General features: G+C 42.5%; 20 protein-coding genes and 1 tRNA gene. 4 read left to right on the top strand and 17 right to left on the bottom strand.

The window, feature by feature from the left end:
• Window positions 1-3 precede the first annotated feature (3 nt).
• A complete protein-coding gene (locus tag R2S10_RS13070) occupies window positions 4-867 on the bottom strand; it encodes a YicC/YloC family endoribonuclease (RefSeq protein WP_316841101.1) in 864 nt (287 codons plus the stop codon).
• 231 nt (window positions 868-1098) lie between these two features.
• Between R2S10_RS13070 and R2S10_RS13065 the strand changes: the two genes are divergently transcribed.
• Window positions 1099-1815, top strand: coding sequence for a hypothetical protein (locus R2S10_RS13065; RefSeq protein WP_316840869.1), 717 nt, complete (start codon window positions 1099-1101; stop codon window positions 1813-1815).
• A 26-nt stretch (window positions 1816-1841) separates the two neighbouring features.
• On the opposite strand, the gene rnc is transcribed toward R2S10_RS13065, so the two are convergent.
• The 3 genes from rnc to R2S10_RS13050 form a co-directional block, all read right to left on the bottom strand.
• A complete protein-coding gene (gene rnc, locus R2S10_RS13060) occupies window positions 1842-2570 on the bottom strand; it encodes a ribonuclease III (protein WP_197286274.1) in 729 nt (242 codons plus the stop codon).
• Window positions 2571-2632: 62 nt separating this feature from the next.
• Window positions 2633-3886 carry a beta-ketoacyl-ACP synthase II gene (gene fabF, locus R2S10_RS13055; RefSeq protein WP_265842847.1) on the bottom strand — a complete coding sequence of 418 codons (1254 nt, stop codon included), beginning with the start codon at window positions 3884-3886 and terminating at the stop codon, window positions 2633-2635.
• A 28-nt stretch (window positions 3887-3914) separates the two neighbouring features.
• Entirely contained in the window at window positions 3915-4151 is a 237-nt protein-coding gene (locus R2S10_RS13050) for an acyl carrier protein (protein ID WP_008241990.1), read from the bottom strand.
• 159 nt (window positions 4152-4310) lie between these two features.
• On the opposite strand from R2S10_RS13050, the gene R2S10_RS13045 reads away from it, so the two are divergent.
• The 3 genes from R2S10_RS13045 to R2S10_RS13035 all read left to right on the top strand — a co-directional run bounded on the left by R2S10_RS13045 (window position 4311) and on the right by R2S10_RS13035 (window position 6435).
• Window positions 4311-4730: an IPExxxVDY family protein gene (locus R2S10_RS13045; protein WP_182959055.1), complete on the top strand. Its 420-nt coding sequence runs from the start codon at window positions 4311-4313 to the stop codon at window positions 4728-4730.
• A gap of 139 nt (window positions 4731-4869) precedes the next feature.
• Window positions 4870-6300, top strand: coding sequence for a pyruvate kinase (gene pyk, locus R2S10_RS13040; protein WP_316840868.1), 1431 nt, complete (start codon window positions 4870-4872; stop codon window positions 6298-6300).
• 47 nt (window positions 6301-6347) lie between these two features.
• Window positions 6348-6435 (top strand) — tRNA-Ser (locus R2S10_RS13035).
• A gap of 63 nt (window positions 6436-6498) precedes the next feature.
• Here the strand turns inward: R2S10_RS13035 and R2S10_RS13030 are convergent.
• The 13 genes from R2S10_RS13030 to R2S10_RS12970 all read right to left on the bottom strand — a co-directional run bounded on the left by R2S10_RS13030 (window position 6499) and on the right by R2S10_RS12970 (window position 20997).
• Entirely contained in the window at window positions 6499-7941 is a 1443-nt protein-coding gene (locus R2S10_RS13030; protein WP_316840867.1) for an NADH-quinone oxidoreductase subunit N, read from the bottom strand.
• Window positions 7938-9443: an NADH-quinone oxidoreductase subunit M gene (nuoM, locus tag R2S10_RS13025; protein ID WP_316840866.1), complete on the bottom strand. Its 1506-nt coding sequence runs from the start codon at window positions 9441-9443 to the stop codon at window positions 7938-7940. The genes R2S10_RS13030 and nuoM overlap by 4 nt, the downstream gene beginning before the upstream one ends.
• Entirely contained in the window at window positions 9440-11329 is a 1890-nt protein-coding gene (nuoL, locus tag R2S10_RS13020) for an NADH-quinone oxidoreductase subunit L (protein WP_316840865.1), read from the bottom strand. Before nuoL ends, nuoM begins: the two co-directional genes overlap by 4 nt.
• A gap of 2 nt (window positions 11330-11331) precedes the next feature.
• A complete protein-coding gene (nuoK, locus tag R2S10_RS13015; protein WP_316840864.1) occupies window positions 11332-11643 on the bottom strand; it encodes an NADH-quinone oxidoreductase subunit NuoK in 312 nt (103 codons plus the stop codon).
• Window positions 11640-12170, bottom strand: a complete 531-nt coding sequence (gene nuoJ / locus R2S10_RS13010; protein WP_316840863.1) for an NADH-quinone oxidoreductase subunit J — start codon at window positions 12168-12170, stop codon at window positions 11640-11642. The genes nuoK and nuoJ overlap by 4 nt, the downstream gene beginning before the upstream one ends.
• Before the next feature lie 2 nt (window positions 12171-12172).
• Window positions 12173-12688 (bottom strand): NADH-quinone oxidoreductase subunit NuoI, encoded by a 516-nt coding sequence (gene nuoI / locus R2S10_RS13005; protein ID WP_410478978.1) that lies wholly within the window; start codon window positions 12686-12688, stop codon window positions 12173-12175.
• A gap of 42 nt (window positions 12689-12730) precedes the next feature.
• Window positions 12731-13690 (bottom strand): NADH-quinone oxidoreductase subunit NuoH, encoded by a 960-nt coding sequence (gene nuoH, locus R2S10_RS13000; RefSeq protein WP_316840861.1) that lies wholly within the window; start codon window positions 13688-13690, stop codon window positions 12731-12733.
• Window positions 13687-16443 carry an NADH-quinone oxidoreductase subunit NuoG gene (gene nuoG, locus R2S10_RS12995; RefSeq protein WP_316840860.1) on the bottom strand — a complete coding sequence of 919 codons (2757 nt, stop codon included), beginning with the start codon at window positions 16441-16443 and terminating at the stop codon, window positions 13687-13689. The genes nuoH and nuoG overlap by 4 nt, the downstream gene beginning before the upstream one ends.
• Window positions 16403-17674: an NADH-quinone oxidoreductase subunit NuoF gene (gene nuoF / locus R2S10_RS12990; RefSeq protein ID WP_316840859.1), complete on the bottom strand. Its 1272-nt coding sequence runs from the start codon at window positions 17672-17674 to the stop codon at window positions 16403-16405. The genes nuoG and nuoF overlap by 41 nt, the downstream gene beginning before the upstream one ends.
• Window positions 17675-17682: 8 nt before the next feature.
• Window positions 17683-18147: an NADH-quinone oxidoreductase subunit NuoE gene (gene nuoE / locus R2S10_RS12985; RefSeq protein ID WP_316840858.1), complete on the bottom strand. Its 465-nt coding sequence runs from the start codon at window positions 18145-18147 to the stop codon at window positions 17683-17685.
• 10 nt (window positions 18148-18157) lie between these two features.
• Entirely contained in the window at window positions 18158-19906 is a 1749-nt protein-coding gene (gene nuoC, locus R2S10_RS12980; RefSeq protein ID WP_316840857.1) for an NADH-quinone oxidoreductase subunit C/D, read from the bottom strand.
• A gap of 22 nt (window positions 19907-19928) precedes the next feature.
• Window positions 19929-20480: an NADH-quinone oxidoreductase subunit B gene (locus R2S10_RS12975; protein WP_410478977.1), complete on the bottom strand. Its 552-nt coding sequence runs from the start codon at window positions 20478-20480 to the stop codon at window positions 19929-19931.
• Between the two features lie 88 nt (window positions 20481-20568).
• Complete coding sequence (locus tag R2S10_RS12970) at window positions 20569-20997, bottom strand: NADH-quinone oxidoreductase subunit A (protein WP_316840855.1); 429 nt, start codon at window positions 20995-20997, stop codon at window positions 20569-20571.

Raw genomic sequence — 20997 nt, 5'->3', positions numbered from 1 at the left:
TACTTATAAAACGTTTAATAGTTGTTCTTTAATTTTCTCCAGCTCTTCCTTCATCCCTACTACTAATTGTTGTATTTGTGCATCATTTGCTTTAGCACCCATAGTATTGATTTCTCTACCAATTTCCTGGGATATGAATCCTAATTTTTTACCGTTGGCATCTTTGCTTTTTAAAGTCTGTGTAAAATAATCACAGTGACTTTTTAAGCGTGTTTTTTCTTCGGTAATGTCTAATTTATCAATGTAATAGATCAATTCCTGCTCTAAACGATTCTGATCAACGTTGATTTTACCTACGTTTTCTTCTAAAAACTGGTTTAATCTAGCCCTGATTTGTGGAATTCTTAAAGGTTCTAATTCTTCCACTTGCGCAAAAAATTGCAAGATATTTTTAATTCTCAACTCTAAGTCTGTCTTTAAAACATTCCCTTCTGTAAGACGGAACTGATTAAAGCTTTCTAAAGCCTTGTTGAATGTACCGTATAAGATATCCCAATCGCCTTCATTGATTTCTTCCTCCTGGTAGCTAATTACCTCAGGAAAGCTCAGTACAGACTGTAAAAGATTGGTTGAATTTGCGCCCAGATCCACATTAATGGCTTCCAGTTGCTTGTAATACTTGCTCAATAACGCAGCATTGATGGTTGCACCTTTTAGACTTTCTTCACCACGGTCGATGTTAATAGAAACACTTACTTTTCCGCGTTCAATCTCTTTACTGCAAACATTACGCAATAACAACTCCTTTTCAGAGAAAGCCCTTGGAAGTTTTAAGTTGAGTTCTAAAAACTTACTGTTTAAAGACTTAATCTCTACTGCAAACTTGATGTTTTCATGATCAGTAGAGGCCAGGCCAAAGCCCGTCATTGATTTTATCATGTGCAAAGATATAATTTATTGTTAAAATGATTAAACCTATGTTACTTAATGACGCAGAGATCTCATTGGTTGCTAACCTTTTTCTCTTTTTTTTGTTAAATATGCAGCAGATTTTTAGCGTTGGAAATAGTTAAAATAGGGTCATTAATGGTGATTTTAACTTTTTTTAACGCATTTGGGTGAAAAACAATGGTTAAGTTTACAAAAAAACAATACAAAATGAAATTTCTACATCTCCTCACATTGTCATTTGGCGTGTTTTTCTTTACGGCGATGCCATCAGCATTCTCTCAGCAGGAATTTTTACTGAATGGAGTGGTAAAAGAGCGGGGAACAAATGCCAGAATACAAAATGCACAGGTGATCAATAAACGTAATGGTTATACAGTGTTTACCACTGATTTAGGCCTTTTTCAAATAAAATCAGCAGTAGGAGATAGTCTCCTGGTAATTAAAGCAGATTATTCCGATGGAGAAGTTGGTGTGTTTACTGCTGCGGACCTCACGGTTTATCTGAATAGGGGAACCAACTTACAGGAAGTGAGAATCGTAGGGCAGACGAAAAAGCAGGAATTAAACGATGTTAAAAAGGAGTTTAGAAATCAAGGCTCTTTTTACCAAGGGAAACCGCCAGTTTTATCCTATATATTTACTCCATTGACGGCTTTGTACGAGCTATTTGGACGTACGCCTAAAAATGCCAGAAGATTTGGGAAGTATTACGACAATGAGATCAAGCAAACACAGGTAGATGGTGTTTTTAATGAATCTCTCATTCAGCGTCATACCGACCTTAAAGGAAAAGACTTGGAGCAATTCATGCTGAATTTCAGGCCTGACTATGAAAAAACTAAAAATTGGGCAGAATACGACGCTATCAAATACATTCGGGATTCATACAAACAATACATGGAGTCCTTAAAGACGAAACCATAAAAATCTCCTGCATATAATTGCCGAGACTAAATCGACAGTGCCTCACACGCTTTTTCAGCGGCAAGTTTTTCTGCATTCTTTTTATTGTAATCCCTGCCGATTCCATAACTTTCACCTTCTACAACTGCACTGATGGTGAATAGCTTCGCACTATCTCCTTCTGTGTTTTGAATCATATCAAAAGTAATATCCTTTCCATGGCGCTGGCACCACTCAATCAATTTGCTCTTGAAGTTAGTTTCAGTAAGTTCCAGTGTGTGAATGTCTATGTAAGGCTTAATGATTCTTTTCAACAAGAAATCTTTGGTGTAATTGTATCCTTTATCCAGGTATACCGCACCTACTAAAGCCTCAAAAGCATCTCCCAGCATAGAATGATGCTTCGTTTGAATGTTTACCGCCTTTTGATCAAATACCATCAGCTGGTCAAAACCCATCTTACGTGCGAGCTGGTTTAGATTTGCTCGGTTCACGATTTTTGAACGCATTTCTGTTAAAAATCCTTCCTCTTTGTAGGGATATGCTTTGAAAAGCACTTCTGCGATAACAGATCCTAAAATCGCATCTCCAAGGAACTCAAGACGTTCGTTGCTACTTCTGCTTCCGTTCTTCAGAACTTTTGCTACAGACCTGTGCCTGAATGCCATTTTGTATAAAACAGTATTTCCAGGAACAAAGCCTAAAATATTTTTTAGCTTTTTTATAAAGACCTTATCTGTTGAAAAATAAAGCTTGTACAGGTCGAATAACGGCATTAATTGTTACAAAAATTAGTGGATCATATTTGTGAATAGTCTCCTTTTACAGAGACTAATTATTATTCTTCGTACTTTTTGAATATCACAGATGCATTATGACCACCGAAACCAAATGTGTTGCTTTGTGCAGCACGAATGGTGCGTTTTTGTGCCTTGTTGAACGTGAAGTTTAATTTTGGATCACATTCAGGATCATCAGTAAAGTGATTTATTGTAGGTGGTACAATATCATTCTGGACAGCAAGGATTGCAGCAATCGCTTCAATCGCACCTGCAGCGCCTAACAAGTGACCAGTCATTGATTTTGTAGAGCTGATGTTTAGCTTGTAAGCATCTTCGCCATATAAATCAACAATTGCTCTGCTTTCGGAGATATCTCCCAGCGGTGTTGAAGTACCATGAACATTGATATAATCAATATCAGCTGTAGTTAAACCTGCATCTTTTAAAGCATTTGACATTACCATTCTAGCACCAAGACCCTGTGGGTGAGGAGCTGTAATGTGATTCGCATCAGCACTCATTCCGCCGCCTACTAATTCAGCATAGATTTTCGCACCACGTTTTTTCGCATGCTCCAATTCTTCTAAAATGATCGTTCCTGCACCTTCACCGGCAACAAATCCATCTCTGTCCTTGTCGAACGGCCTTGAAGCTGTTTTTGGATCGTCATTTCTAGTGGAAAGTGCATGCATTGCATTGAATCCTCCGATTCCAGCCTCATTAATAATGGCTTCAGAACCTCCGCTAATAATAACGTCACACATATTCAAACGAATATAGTTGTAAGCATCAATCATGGCGTTAGTTGATGAAGCACAGGCAGAAACAGTGGCAAAGTTTGGTCCGCGTAACCCATATTTTATGGAAATATGGCCTGGAACGATGTCAATAATTACCTTAGGGATGAAAAACGGATTTATGCGTGGTGTACCATCGCCTAAAAAAAAGTTCTTCATTTCATCCTGAAATGTTTTAAAACCGCCAATACCTGATCCCCAGATAACGCCGATACGGTTGCAATCTAATTGTGAAAAATCAAAATTACCATCCTTAACAGCCTCATCTGTTGATACTAAAGCGTATTGAACAAATGGATCTAACTTGCGGGCTTCTTTTTTGTCCAAAAAATCTTCAGGGTTGAAGTTTTTAAGTTCACATGCAAACTTCGTCTTGAACTTTGATGTGTCAAAACCTGTAATAGGGCCAGCGCCGCTCACGCCATTCAGCAAACCATCCCAGAATTCTGGGATCGTGTTGCCAATTGGAGTGAGCGCACCCAACCCTGTAACTACTACTCTTTTTAATTCCATTTATACGGATTATACGGAGACCGTATTTTTACTTAACGTTTTTCTCTAAGTAAGCAATTGCTTGACCAACAGTACCAATAGTTTCAGCCTGATCATCAGGAATCGCTACATTGAATTCTTTTTCGAACTCCATAATAAGCTCTACTGTATCTAAAGAATCAGCACCTAAGTCGTTAGTGAAAGAAGCTTCTGGTGTAACTTCGTTTTCATCTACACCTAATTTTTCAACGATAATAGCCTTAACTCTTGAAGCAATATCAGACATAATGTTTATAATTTAATGGTTAAATAATTCAGTGCAAAGAAAAATAAATAATTACACATTTCAAATGTTTTTATTTCTCTTCCAATTTTAATGTTTTTATTTTGAACATTAATGTAAAATTAGTTTTATAATTTTGTAATTCCCGTAAAAAAGTGTGTTTTGAACAAAACTTATTTAAAACTGTCCTTAGATCTTGATTTTGTTTTAATTGCCATTACAGCTTCATTGAAGGATTATATGCTCTGTCATAAGGTCAATACCAGCTTGAATTTTGATTTCGAAAAGATTGAAGATCACGAAGTTTACTTCAATGTGGATGAAAATCCGCTGGCCTTTTCGAAGTATTATTTTTTTGTCGAGCAGGGTGAAATCGAGTACTATATCATCAATAATCGCAATGCTGAAGGATTTTTAATTCCTGAAATGAATAAAGTTGACTTTTTTATGATAATTCATCAGTACATTGACAAAGAAGACCTAAATTTTATTTTAACAGGATTAAACAAACTGGCTGATATTCAGGTTGCTGCGCAAATTGATCCAAAAAAATTGAAGTCCCGGGAAAATTTGGTAATGTAAATTTTATATTGAAGGTGTATTAAATACACTATATTTGATTTTATAAGATTCAGAAATAAAATATTAATAACCAGACCAACATCGGTTTTAGACATCAGAACCTTCATTTTGTTGGTCCATATAAATTTAAGTAACCAAAATGAAACCATTTCATTCCAGAACAAAAATCGTAGCGACGCTCGGTCCTGCTTCAGCTAAACCAGAAGTTTTATTTAGCATGTTTAATGCCGGACTTGACGTATGCAGATTAAACTTCTCTCACGGTTCTCAGGCAGATCACCAGGAAGTTCTAAATACCATCCGCAGTCTTAATAAAAAACACAATTATAACGTAGGTATTCTGGCTGATTTACAGGGTCCTAAGATTAGAATTGGGATGGTTAAAGACGGTGGTATTCACTTAGTTAACGGTAACAAGACGGTCATTACGACTAAAGAATGTATCGGTAACGAAGAGCGTATCTACATCACTTACAATACTTTTCCACAAGACGTTAAACCAGGTGAAATCATCTTGTTAGATGATGGTAAACTTCAAATGAGAGTAATCGAAACTAACCTGATTGATGAGGTAGTTTGTGAGATTGTTCATGGTGGTATCTTGACTTCAAGAAAAGGGGTAAACCTTCCAAATACTAAAGTTTCTATCCCTTCTCTAACTGTAGAAGATCGTAAAAACTTAGAGTTTGTATTGGAAAATGATGTAGAATGGATCGGACTTTCTTTCGTTCGTAACGCTGCAGACATCGTTGAATTAAAAGAAATTATCAAGCAAAGAGGTAAAACTGCACGTGTAATTGCGAAGATTGAAAAACCTGAAGCAATTGCAAATATTGATGAAATCATCGCAGTTTCTGACGGTATCATGGTTGCCCGTGGTGACCTGGGTGTTGAAATGCCGATGGAAGAAGTTCCATTGTTACAAAAAATGATCGTTCAGAAATGTAGAGCAGCTTCGAAACCAGTAATTATTGCAACACAAATGCTGGAAAGTATGATCACTACACCAAGGCCAACACGTGCAGAGGTGAATGATGTGGCCAACTCAGTACTTGATGGTGCAGATGCAGTAATGCTAAGCGGAGAGACTTCAGTAGGTGAATTCCCACTGATTGTTATCGAAACTATGCAGAAAATCATTCAGAACATTGAGGTTAACAACTATCCATTCCACCCGGAAAAGTTCCTTAAACCGAAATCTGAGAGCTTCCTGAGCGATGCAATTTGTGATACTGCTTGTTTCTTATCAAAACAAACAAACGCTGTTGGTATCGTTTCTATGACGGTAAGTGGTTATACTGCTTTCGAAATTTCTAGTCACAGACCGAAGGCATTAACTTATATCTTCACCAGTAATGTATCTCTGCTTAACACTTTAAGTTTATTATGGGGCGTTCAAGGCTTCTATTACGATAAGTTTGACAGTACTGATGATACTATTCAGGACGTAAATAACTTGCTGAAAGAATACAAAATGATAAAAAAAGGTGATGTAATCATCAATACAGCGGCTATCCCAATGGAGAAAAAAGGAAAAACCAATATGTTGAAAATTACTGTAATTGATTAATCTCTTGTAGCAATCAAAATTTTTTCTACTTTTGCAATCCGCAAAAAGGAGAGGTGTCCGAGTGGCTGAAGGAGCACGCTTGGAAAGCGTGTGTACCTCCAAAGGGTACCGAGGGTTCGAATCCCTCTCTCTCCGCGAATTACAAAAGTATAAAAGGGTTATTCCATTAGGAGTAACCCTTTTTTATGTCAACCGGCTTTACCTAATCTGAAAATGTTCAATCAGCTGCATTAATCCCGATGGGTATATCCCAACCCAGAGGATCAATAAGGTTAAAACCGATAATACGATGCTGCTGATCAGGTAGAAAACCGGCTGTACCTTTTTCTCCTGGCTGGATGGGCTCTGTTGTCCGGAAAAGAGCGTAGTAATGATACGGAGGTAATAGTATAAACCAAGGACGCTGCTGAGTACCAAAACCAGCGCAAGTACCCAAAATCCAGTTTTTATGCCCGCAGACAAGATATAAAATTTCCCTATGAAGCCCGCAGTAAGGGGAATTCCCGCAAGAGAAAGTAAAGCGGTACTAAAAATACAGGCCAGAACCGGATGATCCCAAAACAAGGCTTTGTAATTATTTATATTTTCCATATCGTTTTCTTTGCCGGATAGGATCGTAATGATTCCAAATGCAGTTAGCGTGGTCGCAAAATAAGCGGCTAAATAAAAACTAATCGCAGGAATACTCATCGCATTGCCGGGAATGAAAGCAACTAATAAATAGCCAAGGTGAGCAATTGATGAATAGGCCAGCAGACGTTTTATATTTTTTTGTTGCAGGGCAAGGAGGTTGCCAATGATCATAGAGGCAATGGCAATAGCGATTAGGACCAGCATTAATGCCTGGAACCTGAAACCATCAATCGCCATAAAAAAGCGAATCAGCACTGCGAATACCCCTCCTTTAGAGACTGTCGCAATAAAGGCGGTAACGGGCGTAGGAGCGCCCTGATACACATCTGCCGTCCACATATGAAAAGGAACTACGGCGAGTTTAAACCCGATTCCGATCAGCATTAATCCGAAACCGGTAAGAAACAAAGGGGGTAGGGAGGGAACTGTAGCCAGTTTTACGGTCATTGCTGAAAAATTCATGGTACCCAGTTGAAAATAAATTAAGGCCATTCCGAAAAGAAGGAAGGCGGAAGAGAATGCCGCTAAGACCAGGTATTTAATCCCGGCTTCGATATTGTGATAACGGGCCCGTAGGTAGGCGATAAGCGCATATAGGCCAACAGTAAGTACTTCCAGGCCAAGGAATAAAGAAATGAAATGATTGCTGACGGTCAATACACAACCGCCAAGGGTACACAGAAAAAGCAAGACATAATATTCCTTTGGACTTTCTTCTTTACCTTCAAAATAGAGGTAAGAAATGATGTTGACTATCAGACTTGAAAAAATAATCAGGCCTGTCATGAAGGTCGAAAAATCATCAATTACAAACAGGGGGTCAATGAAGTATGGGAGTGGTTTTTGTAACTGGAATACCGCTAAAAAAGAGAGGACAAATAACATTAAACTGCTGATCTGAATGCTACGGTGACTAAATTTCATGGCAATAAGTAGCATAATCAGGACCGCAGATCCTGCTAGTACGATCAATGGCATTAGCGCGGAAAGATCATTAGCCGTCATCATTTTATGGTTTGATTCTTGAATTCTGTTGGGAAAAGATGTTCAATTTGATTGATCATAGGCCTGGCGGTGTTAATGATGGGTTGAGGGTACAAACCAAGCCATATTATGGAAATAGTAAGGACTGCCATGATGAATACTTCTCTCCATGAAAAGTCTGAAATTGGCGCCGTTTCGGGTATAGGGCCAAGAAATACTTTCTGGATCATCCTTAAGGAATATATGGCTGAGAAGATAAGCCCGATGGTAGCAGGCACCGTAAGCCATACGCTCGATTTAAATGCCCCTAATAAGATGAGGAACTCCGCAACAAAATTTCCCAATCCAGGTAAGCCCAGAGCAGCCATTGCAAATAATACCGCTATTGCGCCCATTTTTGGCATCTGGAACCACAGTCCGCCCATCTCATCTAATTGTCTGGTGTGGAGACGTTCTTTTAGCATGCCTGCCATGATAAACAGCGCGCCTGTACTAATGGCATGGGTCAATAGTTGCATCACTACACCCTGCAATGCCAGTTCATTAAAAGCAAAAATTCCTAAAATCACAAAGCCCATATGGCTTACACTGGTATAAGCGATGAGGCGCTTAAGGTCGGTTTGTGAGAAGGCAAGGATAGCACCGTAAATAATTCCGATGACACCCAGAAGCATAGCCCATGGTGCAAATGTTTTTGCCACTTCAGGGAATAGCGGTAAAACGAACCTTAAAATGCCATAAGCTCCGGTTTTTAATAGTAATCCTGCCAGAATTAAACTTCCTGCCGTTGGTGCTTCACTATGTGCATCGGGTAGCCAGGTGTGAAAAGGAACAAGAGGTAATTTTACCGCAAAGGCGATCATGAATCCCATCATCAGCCAAAAGGCCGTCTGTGGGGCCATAACCGTTCCCAGTAACGCGAAATAATCAAAGGTATATCTACCGGTACTCTGCGCATGGGTAAAATATAAAGCAAGGATAGAAATGAACATTAAGAGTCCGCTAGCCTGGGTGAAAATAAAGAATTTGTAGGCCGCATATTCCCGGTTTTTACTCCCCCATATGCCAATCAGAAAATACATTGGAATCAGCATGATCTCCCAGAAAAAGTAGAAAAGGAATAGGTCCATCGCCATAAATACGCCTGAAATACCCGCCAAAATCCAGAGCAAATTGAAATGATAAAAGCCATGATGTTCTGTTATCTCTTTCCATGAGCATAATATGGCTAGAATCCCAAGGAAAAAAGTTAGTATTAACAACAAGAGGCTTAATCCATCAATTGCCAGGTGGAAACTGATCCCAAAAGAAGGGATCCAATCTTGTTGGAAATCAATCAGCCAGGGTTCCATAGAACCGATGTTTATGGCTTCGTAATGTTCAATCCAGAAAGAGATCAGAGCAATAATGCCGATAATCAGGGTATATAGGGAAATCCAGCGGGGCAAGGTTTTATTCCATTGCCCAACCAGGAAGGCTAGTAAGCCTCCTCCCATTAACAGACCGATGAGCCAGACGAGTATCATAACATGATTTGTATACCTAAAATGATGATTGCACCGACAACAAGACCCATAATATACCACCTTAGTGATCCTGATTGCGTAAATGATAAAGACCGGTAGAGCGCAACGGAGATCAAAGTGATGCCCTGATAAATTTTATCTAAGACATCATTTTTGTTGATGGTAGCTATAAAAACAATTGGACGTACGATTAGTGTTTGGTAGAGTTGATCAAAGCCCCAACCGGAATGCCAGAAGGAATAAAGGCGGAGTAACATTTCATTGCGTTTTAATTTTTCAAGATGTTCTGGTTGCTTATACCATAAAATGTAAGCGGTATAAATCCCGCTGAATGTAGCCAAAGCTCCAAGTAGCTGAAAGAAAACTTCTCCGCTTGCGGTAGATTTTAATAGGGTTTCAGGTAATACCTGATGAAGAAAGTCTGAAAAAAGGGTTAAAGAACCAAAATTATGGGGTAGTTCAATAAAGCCGACACAAATACTAAAGAAAGCAAGGATGATTAGCGGAATGGTGATCAGTTTACCGGGAAGTCGGTCTACCTCTGTTTTTACTTCCCCCCAGAAAGTAAGCATGACCATTCTTGTGGTATAAAGTGCAGTAATGAAAGCACCTGAAATGGCGATCAGCCATAGCAATGGGTTTCCATTTTTACTTGCCCATGCAAACCAAAGAATCTGATCTTTACTATAAAATCCGGAACTGATTAATGGCAAGGCAATTAGTGATGCTGAGCCAATAACAAAGGTCAGGAAAACGACCGGGAGTTTAGTTCTGAGCCCTCCCATCTTAAACATATTGTGTTCATGATGTAATGCCTCTATCACTGCACCTGCAGCGAGGAAGAGCAGTGCTTTAAAGAAAGCATGAATCATAAAATGGAAAATAGCCGCTGTCCAGGCACCCAGGCCTAATGCCAAAAACATATAGCCGATCTGGCTGATGGTGGAATAAGCAAGCACCCGCTTGAGATCATACTGAGTTAGCGCACTGAAGCCTGCAATGAATAAGGTTGCGGCCCCGATTGCTGCGATAATCAGCTGCACCGTTGGAGATAATTCGAAGATCACATGCATCCTCGCGATCAGGTAAACACCGGCGGTTACCATGGTTGCCGCATGAATCAGGGCACTTACCGGAGAAGGCCCGGCCATGGCGTCAGGAAGCCAGGTTTGAAAAGGTAGCTGAGCAGATTTTCCTAAGGCCCCGGCAAGTAGCAATAGGGCGGTTATGGTGGCCATTGAAGCCTCCGGCTGCCATAAAGAAGGGGCTTTCGCTAAAATATCCGGAATCAGAAGGGTGCCAAACTGATAAAAGATGACAAAAATTCCAATGGCCATGGCGGTATCACCAATGCGGGTGATGATAAATGCTTTTTGGGCAGCATAACCATTTTCAGGATGCTCATACCAAAAGCCAATCAGTAAGTAGCTGCAGAGTCCTACGCCTTCCCATCCCAGATATAACAGCAGTAAATTATCCGCCAGTACGAGCAGGAGCATAGAACACACGAACAAGTTCATGCAGGCAAAAAAGCGGGAATAGTCTTTGTCAAAGGCCATAAAGGCGACGGAGTAAAGGTGTATCAGGGCGGCGATGAAGGTGATCACAAAGGCAAAAACCAGCGATAAAGCGTCCAGATACAAGCTGATCTCCGGATGGAAATCTGAGATCTCCATCCAGGTCCATAAGGTTTGAACATAGTGAGCGCTGGCTGGAGGTAGACTAAGAAAGGTGATACCTATGATGATGGTAAATATGGCGGAAAGACTAACCGTTCCTGCACCAATTATGGCCACCCATACCGGGGGCATACTTTTCCCTGTCAATGCTAAAACTAAAAAGCCGGCAAGGGGGAAAGCGGGGATAAGCCATAACAGGTGTTCCATAATTATCCTTTCATCTCTTTTAAATTGTCTATGTCCAGTGATTTATGTTGATGGTAAATCTGGAGGATCAGGGCCAGTCCAACGGAAACTTCTGCTGCAGCCATGGCCAGGATAAAGACGAACATTACCTGTCCGTCCGGTTGCCCCCAATGCGATCCTGCAGCTATGAAGGCCAGTCCTGATGCATTCAGCATCACTTCTATGGATAGTAGCATAAAAATGATGTTCTTCCGGATGATGACTCCAGCAATACCCAAGACGAATAGTAAGCCTGCCAGCAGTAAGATCATTTCCATAGATATTGCAGTTTTCATCGCGTTTCCTCCTCTTTTAAAAACCGGTGTAAAGTTGTTTTCTTATGCTGTCCGATATGAGCGGCACCTACTACGCCTGCCATTAATAACATGGCGGCAAGCTCCACTCCAATCAGGTATGGCCGGAACAGGGATATAGCGACTGTTTTTGCATCAACAGTCTGCTCAATAAGGTAGGATGTCCCGGGATTGCTGATCAGGTAAAATAATTCGGCAAAAAGGATGACAGATAAGATGGTCGGTCCAATCCATACCTTAGGCCTGAGCCATTCTTTTTCCTGAATTGCGGTTTCCTTGCCAAGGTTTAACAGCATGATTACAAATATGAAAAGTACCATGATGGCCCCTGCATAAATGATAATTTCCAGCATTGCTGCAAAAGGGGCCCCAAGTAAAAAGAAGATGACCGATAAGGAAAGCAGGGAAATGACAAGGTACAACAGGGCATGCACGGGATTGTGCCTGGTGATGACCATGAGGGTAGAAACCAGGGTCACAAATGCGGTGATGTAAAATATGATATCCATTTTTAAGGTAATAAACTATGTATGTCAATTGGGGGATCTTCATTTTCACCAGTCCCTTTTCCCTTTACACCTGCATCCAGTCCGGCGATTTTGTAATAATTGTACCCTGGATATTTCCCCTGACTATCAATCAGTAAATCTTCTTTTTCATAAACCATATCCTGGCGGTTGTATTCTGCCATTTCAAAATCTGGGATCAGTTGTATGGCATAAGTTGGACAGGCCTCTTCGCAATAACCGCAAAAAATGCAGCGTGAAAAATTGATGCGGAAGAACTCCGGGTACCTTCTTCCATTTTCATCTTCGGTAGCTTGCAGTGAAATACAGTCTACCGGGCAAGCCGCAGCGCAGAGGTAACAGCCCACACAGCGTTCTCCCATATCAGGGTCCCTCGTTAATACAATTCTTCCGCGCCAGCGCGGGTGTAGCGATATCTTTTCTTCCGGATATTGGATCGTCTCTCTTTTCCTGAACATGTGCATAAAAGTGAGTCCGATGGTTCTTAGTAAACTAATCATCATTTCTTTGTTTACAGGTCATAATCCCACCATATGGGGAGATCATTTATTCATCATCAACAGAATTGCTCCTGTGACCAATAAGTTCAATAATGCCACTGGTAATAATATTTTCCAGCCATATTCCATCAGCTGATCATATCTTGGCCTCGGAAGTGAGGCCCTGAGCAAGATGAAAAAAAGGATGAACACAAAAGTTTTCAGTATAAACCAAATCAATGGGGGAAGGAATCCAGGGCCCAGCCATCCTCCAAAAAATAAAGTGACCACCATGGCAGAAATGAGGGTAATTCCCAGGTATTCGCCAATAAAGAACATTCCGAATTTCATGCCCGAATATTCTGAATGGAAGCCGGCAACCAATTCGCTTTCTGCTTCAGGAATATCAAAAGGTAGCCGATGTGTTTCTGCGATGCCGGCAATCATAAAAACGACAAAGGCTACCGGCTGTGTAATGATGAACCAGCAGTCTTTTTGCGCCATTACAATGTCGGTTAACCTGAATGAGCCGGAAATCATGACGATTCCCATTAAAGAGAGCCCCATGAATACTTCATAACTAATCATTTGTGCGGCACCTCGTAAGGCACCTAGCAGGGAATATTTGTTATTTGATGCCCATCCACCCAGCACGATACTATACACGCCGATGGAAGACATTGCGAGGAAGAAAAGTAGGCCTACATTCAGATCTGCGATGAGTATCCCCGGGGCATAAGGAATCACCACAAAGCTCATGAGGACAGTGGCGGCAACAATAGCGGGTGCAATCACGAATATTGTTTTATCCGCAAAGGGAGGAATCCAGTCTTCCTTAAAAAACAACTTGATCGTATCGGCAACAACAATGAGCAGGCCGAAGGGCCCTGCCCGGTTGGGGCCACACCGATTTTGCCATACGGCAAGCATCCGGCGTTCCAGCCAGATCAGCCAGGCGGCAACTGTGGTTAAAACAAACAGCACAATTGCAATCATGAGGATATATTCTAGTACGGTGCTCATGTGTTTCCTTTCGTTAAAATTCCTTTTGCCGGCCATGAAATGCCGGTTAGTCCGGGAATTTGATAGGGAATTCCTGCCAGTCCTTCCGGAAATTCTTCCATGATTCTGACAGGTAAAAAATAACTTTGATCTTGTATTCTTAGCTGCACAAGGTCATTCTCATCAGCATTTAGATTTTTCGCTTCCTTTCTGTTGATGGCGACATAGGGCTTTGGGCTACGCTCATTAATGCCGGGGCTGTAGATGCTGAGCTCTTCAGATCCGAAAATATGTGGTAAAGGGAGTATCAGACATTCTCCTGCTGAGGGTATGAAAGTAGGTGGAATATGATTCTGGTAACTAAGTTCAGCAGTGTTGATTTCGGAAAACAATCTTTCTCCGGGATCACCGCCACGTAAAGAGCCCCCAACTTCCTCCTGGTATTTGTTGACAGATTGTACAGAATTCCAGCCCGGAGCCCAGAAAAATGGGATTAATGGAGCAGGAGGCATTCCTTTATAACCTTCCATTGTAAACGATAATGCGGAATGATGGTCCTCCGGAGGTTTCGGTTCACTGACATTTATGTTGGCCATCATTGCAGTCCGGCCGCTATAACGATGCGGTTCACGGGGGATTTTTTGTCCGGAAATGCGAAAGTCTGCAGCTGGACTCAGGGTCTCTACCCCTTTAAACTGAGGCATTAAACAGACCATTCCGGCCAATAAATTTTCTGGTTCCTGTAGTTCTTCAGGACTAACACCATTTTGAAATTGTCTGAATTCATCGAGCCAGCTCCAGCTTTCCCTGAAGTTCTCATTTTTTGGACTGAGTACCTGGAAGAAGCGCTGTGCGCGCCCTTCATTGTTGACAATTGTCCCTTCCGCTTCTGCAAAGGTGGCTACCGGGATCAGGATACTGGCCTTGTTGCTGGTTTCATGATGCAGATGGTCCAGGACCACCAGATTTTTACTATATTCAAAAAGCAGGTCTATTTCCTTTTTTCCGCCTCGTCGGTACAGGTCGTTTTCAAGTACAATGACGGTATCCATATCACTATTTTCCATGGCCTCCATGGCATAGGTTAAGGAGGGGGCATCCATCATGGCCAGCCCCATGGAGTTGCATTCGGGAACAACAAATGACAAATTTGCTTTCTTTTCTTCCCCGGACAAGGCCATCGCAATGTTCGTTGCAGCACTAATTATGGCCTCATTAAAGAGGCTTGTTCCGCAAATGATCAGGGGATTTTTTGCCTTTTTCAGGCTGTCTGCAATATGTTTGGCAAGTTTCAAGCTGTGTTTACTCAGGCCTTCAGGTGCAGGGCTATTTGTGTTGAGGTACGCGGCAACCGCATAACCCAGACGCGCAATCTCATCGGGAGATAAGTGCAGGGGCTTGCCAGCGAGCTCATCTAGTTTGGTTTTTGTGGGATATGCGATAAATAATTCCCCTTTTTCTTCCTGGGCAAGCTCTCTTAATGCGGCATCATGCCAGGTCGGGATACTGATTTGTGCTGCCTTTTCGAAAGGGACTTTACGTATAGCCTGCCGTACTGCGAGTGCAAGTATGGGGGCGGAATTGGTTAAATCTTCTCCTAGGATAAATACCGCGTCAGCGGCCTCAGTTTCTTTGAGTGAAGGGGAGTGGATATGACCAGCATTCAGGGTAAGTAGGATATTGCGCATCAGCTGTGCTTCTGTTTCGGAAATCCCCTGGTAAAAATTTTCCTTCCCTACCAGTTGTCTGAGAGCAAAATTGGCTTCCAAAGAGGCCCGCGGAGAGGCAATTCCAATTGTGCGTTGCTTTGTTAAAATGGTTGCCAGTTGGCGATATAAGCTATCCTTATCAGCAGAATCTGGTATTTGAGCGCGCACCAGGGGCTGTTGAATCCGGTTAATGCTATTTACAAATTCATAACCAAACCGCCCGCGGTCGCAAATAAAATACCCGTTTACAGCACCATTATAGCGGTTCGTAATTTGACGTAGTTCACCATATCTTTCTCCCGCAATGATATTGCATCCAAGACTACAGTGCTGACAAATGGAGGGAGCCATAGTCATGTCCCATTTTCGGGTATAATGTGACTTCAGACTTTTGTCGGTAAAAACACCTGTTGGGCAAACTTCTGCCAGGTTTCCGCTAAACTCACTCTCCAGTATGCCATCGGTTGCTCTTCCGAAATAAACATGGTTATGGGCTGCAAATACATCCAAATCTTTTCCGCCTGCATAATCTTTATAAAACCGGACACAACGGTAACATTGTATGCAGCGGTTCATTTCATGGTTAATAAAAGGACCCAGATATTGGTTTTTATAACTGCGTTTAGGAAATTGAAAACGACGGTAAGTATGGCCTGTCATTACAGTCATATCCTGTAGATGGCAGGAACCACCTTCATCACAAACCGCACAATCATGAGGGTGGTTGGTCATCAACCATTCAATCACCTGTGTGCGAAAAGCCTTGGCAAAGGGATCTTCAATAGACAAATACATCTGGTCTTTAACCGTTTCCATGCAAGACATGACTAGGCGTCCTTTGGTGTCTTCTTCGTCTTTAAAAAGCTTAATGGCACATTGACGGCAGGCGCCTACGGATCCCATAGCAGGATGCCAGCAAAAATAGGGCAGATCAAAACCTAAGGTAAGGCAGGTTTCCAGCACATTTTTGCCTGGTGTTACTTCGTAAGCTTTATGATCAATATAAATCGTTGCCATTTTCTTTTCACCTCCAGGGACATTTTTTCTCTTTGATATGCTTTTCAAAATCCGCTCTAAAGTATTTTAACCCACTTTGTAAAGGCTCCATCGCGCCTGGTGCGAGTGCGCAAAAAGTGTTGCCGGGGCCAAGGTGTCTAGTATGCATTTCCAGTAATTCCAGGTCTTCCAGGCGTCCTGTTCCGTTTTCAATGGATAGCAAAATTTTTTCTGTCCAGGGTAAGCCTTCTCTGCAGGGCGTACACCATCCGCAGGATTCCTGCGCAAAAAAATGCTCCAGATTATGGATAAAACCAACCGGACAAGTCTGGTCATCGAGGACAATCATAGTCCCTGTTCCGAGGCGACTGCCAGCTGCGGATATAGACTTATAGTCCATTTTGACATCCAGGTGTTCCTCCACTAAAAAATCAGTAGAAGCTCCGCCGGGTAGGACAGCTCTAAAGGAAACTCCTTTTTTCATGCCATCGGCATGCTCTTCCAGAAGCTCCCGAACCGTAGTTCCCATGGGTAATTCCCACAATCCAGGCTTATTTACCCGCCCGCTGATGCCGTAGATTTTTGTTCCAGCATCAGAGCCCGGACTCAGGTCTTTAAACCAGTCGGCACCATGGTTCACAATATGTGGGATATTGCATAGCGTTTCTACATTGTTCACAATTGTAGGTTGACCGAATAACCCGCTTACCTGCGGGAAGGGCGGTTTGGTTCTTGGGGTGGCTCGTTTCCCTTCCAATGCATTCAACAAGGCAGTTTCTTCTCCACACATATAGCGGCCTATGCCGGTATGTAAGTGCATTTCCAGATTGAATCCCGAACCAAGGATGTTTTTTCCAAGGTAGCCGGAAGTATAGGCCTCTTCAATTGCATGTTTAATTAGCCAAGCGGCTTTTTTATAAGCCCAACGTAGAAAAACATAGGAGATATTGGCCTGTATCGCATATGCAGCTACAATCATCCCCTCAATTAACTGATGGGGATTGCCTTCCAATAGCATTCGGTCTTTGAATGTTCCGGGTTCCATTTCGTCGGCATTGGCAATCAGGTATTTTGTTTGCCCAAGGGTATTCATGGGGACAAAGCTCCATTTCGTTCCAGTGCTGAAACCGGCACCTCCACGGCCTTTCAAGTCCGCTTCTATCACCATTTTGGTAATGTCGCCCGGGGCCATGGTGGTTAAGGCCTTCTCCACAGCTTGATACCCGCCCACACTCCGGTAATCCTTAAGATTAAGTGAGCTGCGGTTGAAGTTAATATGTTGTGTGAGGGGCCTTTCCATGTTGCCGTTTATTTGTATTCTTTTAAAATTTCCTGTAGTTTCTCAGTTGTCAAATCCCTGTAGGTATCCTGGTTGATCATTAAAACCGGGGCATGATCACAGCTCCCCAGACAAGGGTTGGGTAAAAGGGTAAACCTGTCATCCGGAGTCGTTTCTCCAAATCTGATATGTAACAGGGCTTGTAAATGCGTATAAATCTGTTCATATCCCATCACATAGCAGCTGATACTATCGCATAGTAAAATGATATTCCTGCCTACAGGTTTACGAAAAATAAGGTTGTAAAACGTAGCTACACTATCAAGTTCTTCGGCCGACATTCCCAGATGTGCCGCAATGGCCTGGAGACTCTCATCCGATATCCATCCCCGATGGTGCTGTACGATTTTTAAGGCCTCAATACTGGCGGCCTTTCGCACAGGAACAAGCGCAATTTCATGGTCTATTCTCCTTATTTCATCCGTTGATAGCATCTTTTTGGTTTTATCTGTCAATATCTGCAAGCACATAATCCATGCTCCCCAGAATAGACAGTAAATCGGCAATGGTATATCCTTTACTGATATAGGGGAGCATCTGCATGTGTGGAAATGAGGGAGTACGGATTCTAACCCTGTAAGGAGAGGTATTGCCATCACTAGTTAGGTAATAGCTGTTGGCTCCTTTGGTTGCTTCAAGACAACTCATCGCTTCACCGGAAGGAATTACGGGTCCCCAGCTGACGTTTAAAAAGTGGGTAATGAGGGTTTCAATATCTTGCATGGTGTTTTTCTTGAGAGGCGGGGTAGTCAAAGGATGATCAGATTTGTAACTTCCCTCAGGCATATTTTTGAGGCATTGATCGATAATCCGAAGGCTTTGCCTCATTTCTTCTACACGAACCAATGCGCGGTCATAGCAATCCCCGTTTTGCGCGGTAGGGATGTCAAAATCAAAATTTTCATAGCCAGAATAAGGTTGCTTTTTTCTAAAATCCCAGTCGAGGCCACAGGCGCGTAAACCAGGGCCTGTAACTCCCCATTCCAGCGCCTCGGCTACAGTATAAATGCCAATGCCAACCGTACGGGCTTTGAAAATGCTGTTTCGCATCACCATCTGGTCGTATTCGCGCAGTTTTTTAGGGAAGTAAGCGACAAATTCCCTGACCAGCTTATCCCATCCTAAGGGTAAATCCTGAGCAACTCCGCCAATTCTGAACCAGTTGGGATGCATTCGGGCACCACAAATGGCTTCTACAATATTAAAAACCTTTTCACGGTCTGTAAACATGTAGAATACCGGCGACAGTTGGCCGAGGTCTTGTGCAAAAGTGCCATACCATACCAGATGACTGGCTATGCGGAAGAATTCACAGAGCATGATGCGCATCACCTTGACGCGGTCAGGGACGATAATGCCCGCTAATTTTTCTACGGCCAGCAAATAGGCCAGATTGTTCATTACCCCACCCAGATAGTCAACGCGGTCGGTATAGGGAATATAAGTATGCCATGACTGGCGTTCTCCCATCTTTTCTGCACCCCGGTGATGGAATCCAATATCAGGAACCGCATCTACAATGTCTTCTCCATCCAGTTGCAGGATAATCCGAAGCACACCATGCGTTCCCGGATGCTGCGGGCCAAGGTTGAGGAACATAAAGTCCGCATCTTCCGTTTGTCTTTTCATGCCCCAATCTTCTGGACGGAACTGTAAGGCTTCCTGCTCCTGGTCTTGCTTTTCATCCCATAATTTAAAAGGCCCCATCTCTGTAGCTCTGGCAGGATGTTCTTTTCTCAAAGGATGTCCTTCCCAGGTAAGTGGCATGAGAATCCGGCGTAAATTGGGATGACCCTCGAAATTTATTCCGAACATATCATATACTTCCCGTTCATACCAGTTGGCGTTTTCCCACAAGGAGGTGATGGAAGGCATCGTAGGATATTCCCCATGTAAGCCTACTTTGAGGCGTATGAAGCAGTTTCGTTGCAGGGAAAGCAAGTGATAAACTATGCTGAAATCAGCAGTGGATGATCCGTTTTTTTTCGCATGACTTCGTTCATCGATTGCGCATAGGTCATACAACAGATCAAAACGTTGCGGAATTTCCAGCTTGAGGTATTTGAGTACCCTGGTTATATTTTCTTTTGCAACCCATAGCGTGACCACCTCGTCAACTGTAAGTTGGGGGTTGAAAAAGGAAGCTCCAAATCTGGAGACCAGTTCGTCAGTCAGGCTTGCATTGTTATCCACGACTTTAAGTTTAGGTAGAAATTTATATCTGATCTGGAGTACGGAAATTAATCATCTTTTTACGCTCAGTTCGCTTCTGTTCTTTCATAGCTACTTGTTCCGGTTTGATCACTCCCTGCGGGCCAATTGCCCAGCTTAGCGGCCTTTGCTCTTTACCTACGGAGTCGGCCAGCAGCATTAATCCTTGTAGAAAGGCATCAGGGCGCGGAGGACATCCGGCAACGTACACATCTACCGGTAAGAATTTATCCACCCCCTGCACCACACTATAAATGTCGTACATCCCACCGGAATTAGCACATGAGCCCATGGAGATCACCCATTTAGGTTCCATCATTTGCTCATGCAAGCGCTTGATAATAGGTGCCATTTTTACAAAAACCGTCCCGGCAATAACCATTACATCGGCTTCTCTTGGCGTACCACGAATTACCTCTGCCCCAAATCTGGCAACGTCATACTTGCTGGTGAGGCTGGTCGCCATTTCTACAAAACAGCAGGAAAGGCCAAAGTGGAAGGGCCATATCGAGTTTTTCCGACCCCATGCCAGTAAGCCTTCTACCGTAGTCAACATCACACTCTGACCAATAGATTCTTCAAAAGAACCTGTCCCTTTTATTGCATTTGCCGGATTGGCAGGATTACTGAGCCACCATTTCATGTTACAGGTTTTTTAGAATGAGTTTATGGTACGCCTTTAAAATTTTCTTGCCATCGGGGCCAAAATCGAGGGCACCCAGGCTCCATTCATAAACAAGTACGACAAAGAGCAGCCCGATAAAAATACAGATGCTGAGGTAGCCCGGCCATCCTAATTCCTTAAATGCCAGGGCCCACAAGACAATAAAAACGACCTCAATGTCAAAAATCACAAACATCATGGCAACCAGATAAAACTGCGCGGAAAAGCGCAACCTTGCCGATCCGGTTTCCAATATCCCTGATTCGTAGGGATGTCCTGTAGCCCGGGCTTTATGCCGCTGACCTAAAAAATAGGATAGCGAAAGAATTAACGTCAGTAAAGCCAACACAAAAGCACCATACACCAGGAATGGCCAAAGTGGGGCAGTAGGAATACTCGATGAGTTCAT

This window comes from Pedobacter gandavensis, from assembly GCF_032678745.1.
Classification (GTDB): Bacteria; Bacteroidota; Bacteroidia; order Sphingobacteriales; family Sphingobacteriaceae; genus Pedobacter; species Pedobacter gandavensis_C.
The sequence above is the reverse complement of the archived record's forward strand: the minus strand, read 5'-3'. Positions and strand labels throughout refer to the sequence as shown.

Excerpts from the sequence above, each read along its gene's own strand:
- nuoF (WP_316840859.1), bottom strand. The coding sequence starts at position 17,674 with ATGGAAAGGCCCCTCACACAACATATTAACTTCAACCGCAGCTCACTT.
- R2S10_RS13065 (WP_316840869.1), top strand. The coding sequence starts at position 1,099 with ATGAAATTTCTACATCTCCTCACATTGTCATTTGGCGTGTTTTTCTTT.
- R2S10_RS12975 (WP_410478977.1), bottom strand. The coding sequence starts at position 20,480 with ATGTTGACTACGGTAGAAGGCTTACTGGCATGGGGTCGGAAAAACTCG.
- nuoI (WP_410478978.1), bottom strand. The coding sequence starts at position 12,688 with ATGATTAGTTTACTAAGAACCATCGGACTCACTTTTATGCACATGTTC.
- R2S10_RS13030 (WP_316840867.1), bottom strand. The coding sequence starts at position 7,941 with ATGATGACGGCTAATGATCTTTCCGCGCTAATGCCATTGATCGTACTA.
- rnc (WP_197286274.1), bottom strand. The coding sequence starts at position 2,570 with ATGCCGTTATTCGACCTGTACAAGCTTTATTTTTCAACAGATAAGGTC.
- R2S10_RS13070 (WP_316841101.1), bottom strand. The coding sequence starts at position 867 with ATGACGGGCTTTGGCCTGGCCTCTACTGATCATGAAAACATCAAGTTT.
- fabF (WP_265842847.1), bottom strand. The coding sequence starts at position 3,886 with ATGGAATTAAAAAGAGTAGTAGTTACAGGGTTGGGTGCGCTCACTCCA.
- nuoK (WP_316840864.1), bottom strand. The coding sequence starts at position 11,643 with ATGAAAACTGCAATATCTATGGAAATGATCTTACTGCTGGCAGGCTTA.
- pyk (WP_316840868.1), top strand. The coding sequence starts at position 4,870 with ATGAAACCATTTCATTCCAGAACAAAAATCGTAGCGACGCTCGGTCCT.
- R2S10_RS13050 (WP_008241990.1), bottom strand. The coding sequence starts at position 4,151 with ATGTCTGATATTGCTTCAAGAGTTAAGGCTATTATCGTTGAAAAATTA.
- nuoJ (WP_316840863.1), bottom strand. The coding sequence starts at position 12,170 with ATGGATATCATATTTTACATCACCGCATTTGTGACCCTGGTTTCTACC.
- nuoH (WP_316840861.1), bottom strand. The coding sequence starts at position 13,690 with ATGAGCACCGTACTAGAATATATCCTCATGATTGCAATTGTGCTGTTT.
- R2S10_RS12970 (WP_316840855.1), bottom strand. The coding sequence starts at position 20,997 with ATGAACTCATCGAGTATTCCTACTGCCCCACTTTGGCCATTCCTGGTG.
- nuoE (WP_316840858.1), bottom strand. The coding sequence starts at position 18,147 with ATGCTATCAACGGATGAAATAAGGAGAATAGACCATGAAATTGCGCTT.
- nuoM (WP_316840866.1), bottom strand. The coding sequence starts at position 9,443 with ATGATACTCGTCTGGCTCATCGGTCTGTTAATGGGAGGAGGCTTACTA.
- nuoL (WP_316840865.1), bottom strand. The coding sequence starts at position 11,329 with ATGGAACACCTGTTATGGCTTATCCCCGCTTTCCCCCTTGCCGGCTTT.